General features: G+C 37.5%; 14 protein-coding genes. 13 read left to right on the plus strand and 1 reads right to left on the minus strand.

All coding sequences use genetic code 11. The annotated features are described in order from the left end of the window. Window positions 1-154 precede the first annotated feature (154 nt). The 3 genes from FC27_RS08795 to FC27_RS08805 are packed head-to-tail and all read left to right on the plus strand — an operon-like array spanning window position 155 to window position 3,542. Window positions 155-2,062 (plus strand): ABC-F family ATP-binding cassette domain-containing protein, encoded by a 1,908-nt coding sequence (locus FC27_RS08795; protein WP_338025916.1) that lies wholly within the window; start codon window positions 155-157, stop codon window positions 2,060-2,062. Between the two features lie 8 nt (window positions 2,063-2,070). Next, on the plus strand, window positions 2,071-3,021 hold the full coding sequence (locus FC27_RS08800; RefSeq protein WP_010623465.1) for a thymidylate synthase: 951 nt from the start codon (window positions 2,071-2,073) through the stop codon (window positions 3,019-3,021). A 14-nt stretch (window positions 3,022-3,035) separates the two neighbouring features. Further along, window positions 3,036-3,542 carry a dihydrofolate reductase gene (locus FC27_RS08805; RefSeq protein ID WP_010623466.1) on the plus strand — a complete coding sequence of 169 codons (507 nt, stop codon included), beginning with the start codon at window positions 3,036-3,038 and terminating at the stop codon, window positions 3,540-3,542. On the opposite strand, the gene trhA is transcribed toward FC27_RS08805, so the two are convergent. Further along, window positions 3,519-4,205: a PAQR family membrane homeostasis protein TrhA gene (gene trhA, locus FC27_RS08810; protein ID WP_010623467.1), complete on the minus strand. Its 687-nt coding sequence runs from the start codon at window positions 4,203-4,205 to the stop codon at window positions 3,519-3,521. The two genes, FC27_RS08805 and trhA, sit on opposite strands and share 24 nt — an antisense overlap. Before the next feature lie 122 nt (window positions 4,206-4,327). Here trhA and FC27_RS08815 point away from each other — a divergent pair, with 122 nt between their 5' ends. The 10 genes from FC27_RS08815 (at window position 4,328) to hslV (ending at window position 13,161) form a co-directional block, all read left to right on the plus strand. Further along, a complete protein-coding gene (locus FC27_RS08815; protein WP_010623468.1) occupies window positions 4,328-5,170 on the plus strand; it encodes a DegV family protein in 843 nt (280 codons plus the stop codon). A gap of 142 nt (window positions 5,171-5,312) precedes the next feature. Next, the gene (locus FC27_RS08820; protein ID WP_010623469.1) at window positions 5,313-6,188 is read left to right on the plus strand and encodes a DUF459 domain-containing protein; all 876 of its coding nucleotides are present in this window, start codon (window positions 5,313-5,315) and stop codon (window positions 6,186-6,188) included. 5 nt (window positions 6,189-6,193) lie between these two features. Next, window positions 6,194-6,790: a YpmS family protein gene (locus tag FC27_RS08825; RefSeq protein ID WP_010623470.1), complete on the plus strand. Its 597-nt coding sequence runs from the start codon at window positions 6,194-6,196 to the stop codon at window positions 6,788-6,790. Window positions 6,791-6,813: 23 nt separating this feature from the next. After that, window positions 6,814-7,038 (plus strand): YozE family protein, encoded by a 225-nt coding sequence (locus tag FC27_RS08830; protein ID WP_010623471.1) that lies wholly within the window; start codon window positions 6,814-6,816, stop codon window positions 7,036-7,038. Between the two features lie 9 nt (window positions 7,039-7,047). Then, on the plus strand, window positions 7,048-7,902 hold the full coding sequence (ylqF, locus tag FC27_RS08835; RefSeq protein WP_010623472.1) for a ribosome biogenesis GTPase YlqF: 855 nt from the start codon (window positions 7,048-7,050) through the stop codon (window positions 7,900-7,902). Continuing rightward, complete coding sequence (locus tag FC27_RS08840) at window positions 7,892-8,677, plus strand: ribonuclease HII (protein ID WP_010623473.1); 786 nt, start codon at window positions 7,892-7,894, stop codon at window positions 8,675-8,677. The genes ylqF and FC27_RS08840 overlap by 11 nt, the downstream gene beginning before the upstream one ends. A 25-nt stretch (window positions 8,678-8,702) precedes the next feature. Then, on the plus strand, window positions 8,703-9,521 hold the full coding sequence (gene dprA, locus FC27_RS08845) for a DNA-processing protein DprA (protein ID WP_010623474.1): 819 nt from the start codon (window positions 8,703-8,705) through the stop codon (window positions 9,519-9,521). A 119-nt stretch (window positions 9,522-9,640) separates the two neighbouring features. Further along, window positions 9,641-11,722 (plus strand): type I DNA topoisomerase, encoded by a 2,082-nt coding sequence (topA, locus tag FC27_RS08850; protein ID WP_010623475.1) that lies wholly within the window; start codon window positions 9,641-9,643, stop codon window positions 11,720-11,722. Next, window positions 11,722-12,621, plus strand: a complete 900-nt coding sequence (gene xerC / locus FC27_RS08855; protein ID WP_010623476.1) for a tyrosine recombinase XerC — start codon at window positions 11,722-11,724, stop codon at window positions 12,619-12,621. Before topA ends, xerC begins: the two co-directional genes overlap by 1 nt. A 15-nt stretch (window positions 12,622-12,636) precedes the next feature. After that, window positions 12,637-13,161 (plus strand): HslVU peptidase proteolytic subunit, encoded by a 525-nt coding sequence (gene hslV, locus FC27_RS08860; RefSeq protein ID WP_010623477.1) that lies wholly within the window; start codon window positions 12,637-12,639, stop codon window positions 13,159-13,161. The last annotated feature ends 8 nt before the right edge of the window (window positions 13,162-13,169 follow it).

Raw genomic sequence — 13,169 nt, forward strand, 5'->3', positions numbered from 1 at the left:
GAAAGTTTAGACCCAAAATTTTTTAAAAACCGACGATTCCGTGAGGGTCGCCGGTTTTTTGATGGAAAAGTTTCAAATCACTTTAGAATTATATTAAATGCTTTTTTTAGTAGGCTTTTTCGACTAAAATATTAAGTAACTATAAAAATACGTGGTGAATTATTTGAAAACATTAAATGTAACCAATGCAAGTAAGAATTTCGGTGATAGAACATTGTTTAAAGACGTTTCTTTCACGATCAATGAGAATGATCGGATCGGTCTATTAGGTCTGAATGGAGTCGGTAAAACGACCCTTTTGGACGGGATCGTCAACAATGAGGATCTCAATTCGATCGACATCGAGAAGCCAAAGACTTATAAGATAACTTATTTAAAGCAGCAACCAGAATTGGATGAAAAGCTTTCCGTGACTGATGCTGTTTTTGCTGGCGAAAATGAACAATTCAAATTGATTCGGAAATATGAACGTGCTTTGAATAAGTTCAATCAAAATTCGACTGACCAAAAGATTCAAAAAGAATTCTTTGATCTTCAGGAAAAAATGAACGCGGCTGATGCTTGGCAGATGGAATCCGATGTTAAAGCGATCCTTAATAAGCTGGGTATTGTTGAATTAGACAAGACTATTGAAGAACTTTCTGGTGGTCAACAACGTCGGGTAGCTTTAGCACAGACTTTGATCTCAGATGCTGACCTATTGATTCTGGATGAGCCAACAAACCACTTGGATTATCAAGCTATTGATTGGTTGGAAGGATATTTGAACAAATTCAAGGGCTCAGTCATGTTCGTGACCCACGATCGGTACTTTTTGAATAAGGTAGCCAATCGGATCTTTGAATTAGAGCATCGAAACGTTACCGAATACGATGGGAACTACGAAAAATATCTTCAACAAAAAGCAGCTAATGAAGCTAATATGGCTGCAGTTCAGCATCACAAGACACAAATGTACAAAAAAGAACTAGACTGGATGCGTGCTGGTGTCAAAGCGCGTGGAACGAAACAGCAAGCTCGGATCGACCGTTTCAATGATTTGAAAGATGATTTAGCTGACAAACCACAAGCTCAAATGGAAATGTCGATCGATATCGCTCAGCAACGACTGGGCAACGATGTTTTCAAGATTGACGATGCTAAATTGCATTTTGATGATAAAGATATCATCGATGATTTCAATTACTTGGTCAGTAAAGGTGACCGGATCGGGATCACCGGATCAAATGGTTCTGGTAAGACGACTTTTCTTAATGTATTAGCCGGTAAAATACCCCTAGACTCTGGTAATTTGAAAGTGGGACAAACGGTCAAGATTGGTTATTTCACCCAATACACTGAAGATATGGACCCAGACAAGCGTGTTATCAGATATCTAGAAGGGATCGGACAAAATGTCGAAAGCGTTGACGGGGGACATATGTCAGCTTCACAATTATTGGATACTTTCAAATTCGATCATCAAATGCAAGGGGCGTTCATCCGTGAACTATCTGGTGGTGAGAAACGTCGTCTCTATTTATTAGCGATTTTGATCACTCAGCCAAATGTTTTGTTACTAGATGAACCAACTAATAATCTTGATATCGAGACCTTGACGATTTTAGAAGATTATATTGCTGATTTTAAAGGTACTGTGATGGCTGTTTCCCATGACCGTTACTTCCTGGATAAAATTGCTAGTAAATTGTTGATTTTTAAAGGAAATGGTCGGATCGTTGAAAGTTATGATTCTTATTCTGGATATTTGAAAGAAATGGCTGAACAAGAACAAGCTAAACATCAAGAAACAAAGGCAAAGAAGTCGGCTGAAAGCAATGAAAATGAACCTAAAGCTACCGAAAAAACGAAATTGACGTATGCTGAAGAAATCGAATTCAAAAAGTTAGAACCTGAGATCGAACGGTTAGATGATGAGATTTCCGACTTGAAACAGCAGTTGAATAATGAGGGCAATGACTATACCCAATTAATGGACTATCAACGTCAACTGGATGAGGCTAATCAAAAGGCTGATCATCTGATGGAACGCTGGGAATATTTAGGCCAATTTGAGGAGTAGAGGAAATTATGAGTAATGAGCAACAATATTTGGATTTATTAGATTATGTTTTAGAACATGGACATGAAAAATCAGACCGGACTGGTACAGGTACGATCAGTATCTTTGGTTACCAAATGCGTTTTGATCTACAAAAGTCATTCCCACTGTTGACGACTAAAAAGGTTCCTTTTGGTTTGATCAAAAGTGAATTACTCTGGTTTTTACATGGTGACACTAATATTCGCTATTTGTTACAACATAAGAACCATATCTGGGATGAATGGGCATTTAAAAAATATATCGAAAGTGATGATTATAAAGGACCAGATATGACTGACTTTGGTCGTAGACATTTGCTAGATCCTGAATTTGATCAAGAATATCAAGTCGAGAAAAAACGTTTTGATGACTTGATCTTAAATGATGATCAATTTGCAGAGAAATTTGGTAATCTTGGTCAAGTCTATGGTGCACAGTGGCGCCATTGGGAGACACGTGATGGTAGTTTTATTGACCAAATCAAAAATGTGATCCATCAGATCAAGACCACACCAGATTCCAGAAGGATGATCGTTAGTGCTTGGAATCCAGAAGATGTTCCTAGCATGGCGCTGCCTCCATGTCATACATTGTTTCAATTTTATGTTAATGACGGTAAGTTATCATGCCAGCTTTATCAAAGAAGTGCCGATTTGTTTTTAGGCGTACCGTTCAATATTGCTAGTTATGCGTTATTGACGCATTTGATCGCACGTGAGACTGGCTTAGAAGTCGGCGATTTTGTTCATACTTTTGGGGATGCTCATATTTATTTAAATCATTTAGCTCAAGTAAAAGAACAATTGTCACGGACTCCTACTGCTGGACCACAATTAGTCATTGATAGTGATAAAAGTATTTTCGACTTGGACGTGAAAGATATCACTGTTCAAGGTTATGAACCACAAGCTGCAATCAAGGCTCCTGTAGCCGTTTAATCTGAGGTGGAAAAATGATCGCTTTTGTTTGGGCTGAAGACAGCCAAAGAAATATTGGATATCAGGGTGATTTGCCTTGGTACTTGCCAAACGATATGAAACGATTTAAGGAATTAACGACAAATAATACTATCGTGATGGGACGTAGGACTTATGAAAGTTTTCCTAATGGACCACTTCCCAATCGGCAAAATATCGTGATCTCACGCAACAAAAATTATCAAGTCAAGTCTCCAGCCATCTTGATCAACGATAAAGGGGCTTTGTTTGAATATGTTTCTAAACAAGCTAATATCATGATCATTGGCGGGAAAACAATTTTCCAATTATTCAAAGATGATGTTGATACTCTTTATGTTACGAAGATCCATCATGAATTTTCTGGTGATACAAAAATGATCGATTTGGATTATCGAAAATTCAAATTGACCGAAAAAAAAGAAGGTACCATGGATGAAAAAAATCCTTATCCATATACCTTCGAAACTTATCATCGTTTATCCAACGTAGAAGTAAACTGAGAAATACATTAATGCGGTCCCTAGCATCACGAAAATGTGCCAGATGACGTGAACGAATTTGAGATTTTTGATCAAGTAGACGCAGGCCCCTAATGTGAAAGCCACGCCTCCAAAGAACAAAAGCCATGTCCCGGTTGCACCGATAGCTTCATAAAGTGGTTTCATTGCCACGATGATCGCCCAACCCATTAAAACATAAAGCAAAGTTTCAAAATATTTGTAACGACCGACGTTAAAGATCTTGTAAAGGATGCCGCCAATGGCTAAAATCCAAATGATCGACAGTAGAGTGATTGCAAATGGAGTACTTTTTAAAGCTACTAAACAGTAGGGCGTATAAGTTCCGGCAATCATCAAGAAAATCGAACTGTGGTCAAAGATTTGGAATACACCTTTGGCCTTGGTAAAGTACAAACTGTGGAACAACGTTGAACTTAAATATAAAAAGAACAATGTGAATGCATAAATGAAAAATGCTGTGATGGTCAAAGGATCGCCACTAGCAAAGCCTTTTATGAGCAAGAATATTGCTCCAATAATTGCTAGAATGATACCGATACCATGAGTTACAGCACTGAAAACTTCATTAGTGATTTGATAACGGCGTGAATACTTTTTTACCGGTACGACGTTTTTTACAGTATTTTTTGACAAAACTTTCATCAGACCTTCTTATAGATTTAGTTATAATAATATAATACTTTAGCGGAAAGTTCATACAATGTTAATATTTCTGGTATAATTTAAACAATTAAGCAATGAAAACCTTATGAAAGAGGGAGAATATGAGTAAGGTAAAAATCATCACTGATTCTTCTGTACAATTGACTGAAGAAGAGATCAAAGAAAATGACATCTCGATCGTTCCATTGACCATTGAAATTGATGGGCACACTTATACTGATGGGGTCGATATTTCAAGAAAGAAATTCGTTGAAGAAATGGATGCTTCAAAGGAATTACCAAAGACGTCACAACCATCGATCGGTGCTTTCATGGAAGTAATCGATAATGTTCCGGACGATTATACTGATATTCTTTCATTAAATATGACTAAATCAATCAGTGGTACGATCAATGCTGCTCGTCAGATCAAAGAAATGACCGATCGTAATTATGAAGCTGTTGATACGGAATTTACTGACCGGGCAATGGCTTTTCAAGTGTTAAAAGCTGCCAAAATTGCTAAAGCAGGCAAATCAGTTGACGAAATAAAGACTGCCATCAATAATATCCGTGATCACACATATTTATATATGGGGATAACAAGTATTGAAAATGTTTTACGAGGCGGACGGTTGAATCGATTTGCAGGTACACTCTCGACATTATTGAACTTGAATTTAGTGTTAACAATGCAAAATAACAGTTTAGACATCGCTAAGCGTGGCCGTGGTCGTAAGACAATCGAAAAATACATGAAGAACGTTATGGAAGAGATCAAAGGTTTAAAAAATATCAAATCGATCGGGATTTCTTATGTTGATAAGCTTGACTATGTCAATGAATTGAAAGCCCAATTACAAGAGATCGTGCCTGATGTACCTTTGTTGATCCGAGTAACTAGTCCAGTTATTGCCACTCATGCGGGTACGGGTGCCTTTGCGATTGAATTTTATACAGAATAATTCTAATTACTGATAGTAATTTATTATTAGTGATTGACCATTCAAAAATTCCAAACTCACATCCGTGAATTTGGAATTTTTTCCTTATCAAAGGTTTTATTTAGTAAGTTAAAAAAGTTATGAATTGAAAGATGGATTTAAAATGAAGAAGAAAAAATTCCTGACGATGATCTTTTCGTTAGTTTTTATTATTGCCGTCGTTGTCGGTGGATATTTTGTTTTGCAGAGTAATTCGCATACTGAAGAACCACAGCAAGCAACTATTAATAATAAAGATAAAAAAGTTACTAAGATAACTAATAAGAAAAAAGTCGTCCCTAAAAAGAGCAATGTTAAGATCGTTGCGATCGGCGATTCACTGACAGAAGGGATCGGTGATTCTAAATCAGTTGGTGGCGGTTATGTCACACGTTTGAAGCACAAGGTGCATTCCAAATATGATGTTAAAACAACTGCAAATAATTTTGGCGTTTCAGGTAACACCAGTAGTCAAATCATCGATCGGATCTCTTTTGACCAAAAAATTCACAAAGAGTTACCAAAAGCTGATATTATTACAGTGACGGTAGGTGGTAATGATTTTATGCATCTACTGAAGAAAAAAGGGATGGATATTACTGAAAAAGATATTGCCACTGAGCAGACTGCCTTTGACCAGAGATTAGGGGTTTTATTAGCAGATATTCGTCATTATAATGCTGATGCACCAATTTATTTGGTGGGTATTTATAATCCTTTCAGTATTTATTTATCTAATGTCAAGGATGCTAAAGAAGCTTTTGTCAAGTGGGGTCAAGGATCACAAGAGGTTGCACGATCGGTCAATAATACTTATTATGTTGATATTAATGAACTTTATCAAAATAAATATGTCAACAAAAAAGCTGAAAAAACTGGGACTAATCCCTATCTATCAAAGGACGACCATTTCCATCCGAATGCGACCGGTTATGATATGATGACAAATAAAATTTTCAGTAAAGTTCAAAATACAACGAAAGAGTGGCTTGATAAATAATCGCTATGAAAAAGAAAAACTATTGGAAAATCGCCTTTTTAGTCTTAATGGGTCTGCTATTAGTCTTCGGAGGCCTTTTAAGTGCCAAGATATTTAGTGCTCCCAATGAAACTTATAAAGTCTCTTCGACGATTGAAGCTAAAGATCAACAAGTTTTCACTGTTCATATGGACAAGAGTCAGGCTAATGAAATGGCTTCCTACTATTTAGAACATACTTTAAATAATGGAAAAGCCGAATACGATTTAAAATTGAATAAACAAGCAGTCATGTCAGGTGAATTATCATTCCTTGGTTCAAAGATCCACTTTGATCTTGAGATGCAGCCTTATGCCAAAACCAATGGGGATGTGCTGTTAAAAGCAAAAAAGATTAAAGTTGGAGCGTTATCACTACCAATTAAATTTGTGATGAATTATGCTAAAAATAGCTTTAAAATTCCTAAATGGGTCGATGTAAATAGTAACGACAAAACCATTTTGTTGAAATTTACTAAATTTACTACCAAAGAAGGATATAGTATTAGAGCCAAAAAGATTGATTTGAAACATGACAAGTTAGTTTTTGATGTCATGAATGATAAGATAACTGATAATCAATAAATAATTATGAACAGAGGTAGCTAATGAGAAGAAGCTTTTACCAATTTCTTATGACACTTCGTAATCCAGAAAGCGTTGAGCCAGATGCAGAGTTTGCTAATAATGCTTTTCACGATCAATCATTTCCTAAGCAGGAGCAAAACTATGAAAAGATCTCTGAATATTTGGAGCTTAATGCAGGCTACTTACCAAGTATGACGATCTTTGATGAAGTGTATGCAAAATATAAAGACATAGATAGAAAATAGGTGATAATTATGGTCCTACAGTGGTATCCCGGTCACATGAACAAGGCAAAGAATCAAGTCCAAGACCGCTTGAAGGTCGTTGATATCGTTTTAGAGATCGTCGACGCTCGTTTGCCGTATTCCTCAAGGAATCCAGTTCTAGAACAAATAATCAATCAGAAAAAACATATTATAATTTTGAATAAAGCTGATTTGGCGGATCCTAAATTAACTTCTGATTGGATCTTAAGCTACCAACAAGAAGGCACAGCAGCAATTGAAGTCGACGCTAAGCATGACACTAAGCTGACTAAATTGAATAATTTGATCCGTTCAGAATTATCTGACAAAATTGCTAAATACGAACGTAATGGCGTCAAAAATTTCCAAATCAGGGCGATGTGTATTGGTATCCCCAATGTTGGTAAATCGACTATCCTGAATAAAATGGTCGGTAAAAAAGTCGCTGTCACAGGCAATAAACCAGGCGTCACTAAAAATCAAAATTGGCTGAAAACGGATTATGGTATCGATCTACTGGATACCCCTGGTATTTTGTGGCCAAAAATAAGTGATCCGAAAGTTGGGATGAAGTTAGCTCTTTCTGGTGCTATCAAAGATAAGATCTATCCACCTGATGATGTAGCGATTTATGCTTTAGATTTTCTCCAAGCAAATTACTTGGATCGTGTGATGTCAGTCTACAATCTGCAGCGTTCTGATGTGTATAATCACACTACAGCTCAACTATTGATGCGTTTGACAGAGAAGCTTGGCTATAAAGAAGATTATGATCGTGCCGCCAGAAGGGTGATCATGGACGTTCGTAATTTGAAATTTGGTCGTGTCACTTTTGATGTTCCTGGGGAGTTTTATGAAGAATAATCTCACCATAAAAGTTATCAAAGAAAAATTACTCGAACAGCCAGATTCAAAATTCATTGAAGAATTATCAGCCGATCCTCGCACTGGTGTTCAAAAATTATTACTGCAATATCAAAAAAGGATTGCTAAGCAAGCCAAGAATTATCAAGATTTTCTCCAAAAAGAAAATCTTGAACAACCGTTTTGGCAACAGCAAAAATATGTCGCTGGTGTCGATGAAGTTGGGCGTGGTCCTCTAGCTGGACCAGTTGTCACAGCAGCCGTAGTTTTACCTGCCAATAATACTCTTTATGAAGTTGATGATTCAAAAAAATTATCAGCTGATAAACGTGCGAAATTGTATCGTCAAATTTGTCAACAAGCAATTGATATTAGTGTGGCAGTTGGTTCTCGGCAATTGATCGATCGGGAGAATATTTATCATGCGACCGAATTGACCATGAAGGATGCAGTCGATAATCTTTACTTGAGACCTGATCATATCTTGGTGGATGCAATGACTATACCAATTTCAATTTCACAGACAAAATTGATCAAAGGTGATTCCAAATCACTCTCGATCGGCGCAGCAAGTATCATCGCTAAGGTTGCCCGAGATCGGTTGATGTGTGAATACGATCGTATTTATCCGGAGTTTGGTTTTGCTCACAATGATGGCTATGGAACTAAAGAACATTTACAAGCCCTTACTAAGTATGGCAAGACTAAGTTACATCGTGAAAGTTTTGCACCAGTCAAAAATATTGAAACGATCTATCAACGACCACTTGCGTAATTTTAATTACGAGGGTGGTTTTTTTATGGATAAATTAACGAAATTTTTAGTCAGTTGTCGAATGACACAAATGGTGTCTAATCAAGAGTTATTGAAGTTGATCCAAGTCATCAATAATAGTTCCGGCAATGTCTTGGCGGGATTGAAATATTTACAAGTTGTTTTTGGTCAAGGTAAATTTGACAAGTTTCTACTATTATTTAGAAGCATAGATTTAGCCAATGTGGAGGCGCTAAATTTTTGGGATCCAATGTATCCCAAACAGCTTCGGCAGATCTATAATCCGCCTGCATTGTTGTTCTATAAAGGAAAGAAAAATTTGCTTTTATCGAATTGTTTGTCTATTGTTGGTTCTAGGAAGGCTAGCGAGTATAGCTTTCACTGTGTTGCTGGTCTTGTCCCTAAAATTGTCGACCGGTATACTGTGGTCAGTGGTTTGGCGACGGGTGTCGATACCTGGGCACATCAAGCAACACTTGATCACCTTGGAAATACAATTGCTGTGATTGGCAGTAGTTTGGATGTAGCTTATCCAAATAAAAATGCCAAATTGCAACAAAGAATTGCTTCAACTGGTTTATTGTTGAGCGAATATCCACCTGGAAGTCAAATCAAGCCATGGCATTTTCCACAACGTAATCGGATAATTGCTGGCTTGTCGGAAAAGGTGATCGTTACTGAGGCAAAACTAAAAAGTGGTGCCTTGATCACTGCAGAGTTAGCCTTAGATTCTAATCGTGAGGTTTTAGCTGTGCCAGGTCGAATCGATTCGGCACTTTCTGCCGGGTGCAATAAACTGATTCAGGATGGAGCTATTCCGTTAATAAATTTTAACGAAATATAGAAAACGTTTCCCAAATTGTCAAAAAAAATGTATTATTTGATTGACAAATCAAAAATTGATATTTAATATAAGTTCAGTTTTTTAATCGAGCTTGAGTTACTAGAAAGGAGCACGTGTACGTGCCATCATCTAAAAATCTGGTGATCGTAGAGTCACCATCGAAAGCAAAAACAATTGAAAAGTATCTGGGACGAAATTATCATGTCATTGCCAGTTTAGGACACGTCCGTGACTTGCCCAAGAGTCAAATGGGTGTTGATATTGATCATGATTATCAACCCAAATACATTTCGATTCGTGGTAAAGGTCCGGTCATTAAGGATCTAAAAAAAGAAGCTAAGAAAGCTAAAAGAGTATATCTGGCAGCCGATCCGGATCGTGAAGGAGAGGCTATCGCTTGGCATGTATCGCACTTGTTAGGTTTAGACGTTGAAGGAAAGAATCGTGTCGTCTTTAACGAAATCACTAAGGATACTGTTAAACAAGCTTTCAAGAGTCCAAGAAGCATCGACATGAACTTAGTTGATGCTCAACAAGCTAGACGTATTTTAGACCGTCTAGTGGGATATTCGATCTCACCGATCCTTTGGGCTAAAGTAAAAAAAGGCTTGAGTGCTGGACGTGTTCAGTCGATTGCCTTGAAATTAGTTATTGAACGTGAGAATTCAATTAAAAAATTCGTTCCTGAAGAATATTGGACTATCGAGTCGGTCTTCAAACATAATCGTAATAAATTTTCTGCTAACTTTTATGGTTTGAACCATAAGAAGTTAGCATTGAAAAACAATGATAAGGTCCAAGAAATATTAGGTCAGATCGATAAAAATGCTGATTTTGATGTTGAAAAGGTTACTAAAAAGGAACGGAAGAGATTCCCAGCTGCACCATTTACAACTAGTTCACTTCAACAAGAAGCTAATAGAAAATTAAATTTCAAAACTCGTAAGACCATGATGATCGCCCAACAATTATATGAAGGGATCAATCTAGGTCGTAAAGAAGGAACTGTTGGTTTAATTACCTATATGCGTACTGACTCAAAACGTATCTCTAAAGTTGCTCAAACAGAAGCTTCTAAATTCATTCACGAAGAATACGGTGAACCATTCGCTGCAGTGAAGATGCGTAAAGATAAAAACCAAGAGGGTGCACAAGACGCCCATGAGGCTATCCGTCCTTCTTCTATTTATCGGACGCCTAAGTCACTGAAGGAGATTTTGACCCGAGACCAATATCGTCTTTATGATCTTATCTGGTCACGATTTGCTGCCAGCCAAATGACTCCAGCCGTTTTTGATACTATGGCTGTTGATATTACTCAAAACAAGGTCATGTTCAGAGCCAACGGTTCTAAAATGAAGTTTGAAGGTTATCGTAAGGTCTACCAAAGCACTTCCGAATCTAGTAAAAAAGATAATATTTTGCCAGATTTGAATGAAGGCGACAAAGTAAAATTACAATCAAATGATCCGGCTCAACATTTTACACAGCCACCCGCAAGATATACTGAAGCTTCATTAGTTAAAGCCTTGGAAGAAAATGGTGTGGGACGTCCTTCAACTTATGCTCCAACAATCGATACTATCCAACGTCGTTATTATGTAAAATTAAACGGTAAGAGTTTTGAGCCAACCGAACTCGGTGGGATCGTCGATAATTTGATTCAAGAGTATTTCCCTGACATCGTTAATGTTGATTTCACTGCTAATTTGGAAGATGAACTTGATCATATCGAAGATGGCAAAGAGGATTGGGTTCAAGTTGTTGATCGATATTACAAGCCGTTCGAAAAAGAATTGAAATCGGCTGAGGATACGATTGAAAAAGTGCAGATCAAGGATGAACCTGCCGGGATCGACTGTGATATCTGTGGTGCACCAATGGTCATCAAATTAGGAAGATACGGCAAGTTCTACGCTTGTTCGCGTTTCCCAGATTGTCGGAACACCAAGCCAATCGTTAAAGAGATCGGTGTAACTTGCCCTAAGTGTCAAAAGGGACAGGTTATTGAAAGAAAGTCTAAAAAGAACCGGATCTTCTACGGTTGTTCACGTTATCCAGAATGTGACTTTGTTTCATGGGACAAGCCGATCGGCCGTAATTGTCCTAAAGACCAACATTATTTGGTTGAAAAGAAGGTCAAGGGTGGACGTCAAGTAGTTTGTCCTAATGGCGACTATAAAGAAGACGTTCAAAAATAATGCTTGAACAAAAATTATTAGATCAGTTCGTTGACTATTTAGTAGTCAATCGACACTATTCCGAAGATACTAAGAAGTCATATTTAGAAGACATCAATAACTTTGTTGAATGCCTTGACCAAAATGGAGGCTTTAAAGGATTTACTGCTGTGAATCGTTTCGACGTCGAGACATATTTAACTTTCATGGATGAAAAAAATTATGCCGACGGAACGATTGCCAGACGGATTTCATCTTTGAGGTCATTCTTTAACTTCTTAGTCCGAAACGATGCCGTAAAAAATAATCCCTTTGAATTAGTTCAACTGCGTCGCAAAGGACGTAAGTTGCCACGTTTCTTCTATGAAAAAGAAATGCAACAATTATTTGAAGCTGTCAAAGGTGATGACTTGTTGTCGATCCGTAATTCCGCTTTGTTAGAATTACTTTATGCTACTGGCATGCGAGTCAGCGAGTGTTCCAATCTGACTATGTCACAGCTCGATTTCACTAATGGGATCGTGTTGATCCACGGGAAGGGCGATAAGGACCGTTACGTCCCGTTTGGAGAATATGCTCAAACTGCTTTAAAAAAATATTTCGAAGAATCCCGAACTGTTTTAATGAAGCAATATGATCAAGACCACGACTTTGTTTTCATCAATAGTCGTGGTCAGCAATTGACTAGTCGGGGGATCGAATATATTTTGAATAAAGTTATCAAGCAAACTAGTTTGACAGCTGATATTCATCCCCATATGATCAGGCATACTTTTGCGACTCATCTTTTGGATAACGGTGCAGATTTGCGGACGGTCCAAGAGATGCTCGGGCATTCGAGTTTATCGACGACACAGATTTATACGCACGTTACTATGGAACATTTACAAAAAGATTATAAAAAATATTTTCCAAGATAAGAGAGGATCTACTATATGACAACTATTTTAGCTGTAAAACATAACGGTAAAACTGCCATCGCTGGTGATGGACAAGTTACATTGAGTGAAAAATTCATCATGAAGGGCAGTGCCCACAAAATCAGACGAATCTTTGATGACCAAGTTATCATTGGTTTCGCTGGTGGTGTTGCTGATGCGATCACTTTACAAGACTGGCTTGAAAAGAAATTAAAGGCCTATTCTGGTAATTTGAAACGTGCAGCAGTTGAATTAGCTCAAGATTGGCGCAAAGATCCTCAATTGCAAAAACTTGAAGCCATGCTTATTGCCTTAGATAAGGATAATGTCTTGCTTATCTCTGGTAGTGGGGAAGTGATCGAACCGGATGAAGATGTCATTTCTATCGGTTCAGGTGGTAACTTTGCTCAAGCTGCAGCTGTTGCTATGCAAAGACACTCTAAGGATATGACTGCTGAAGAAATTGCCCGTGAAGGTGTGAATATTGCCTCAGGAATAGATATTTTCACAAACACAAATATTATTACAGACAAATTTTAGAGGAGATT

The sequence above is a fragment of the Companilactobacillus versmoldensis DSM 14857 = KCTC 3814 genome (assembly GCF_001434295.1).
GTDB classification, from domain to species: domain Bacteria; phylum Bacillota; class Bacilli; order Lactobacillales; family Lactobacillaceae; genus Companilactobacillus; species Companilactobacillus versmoldensis.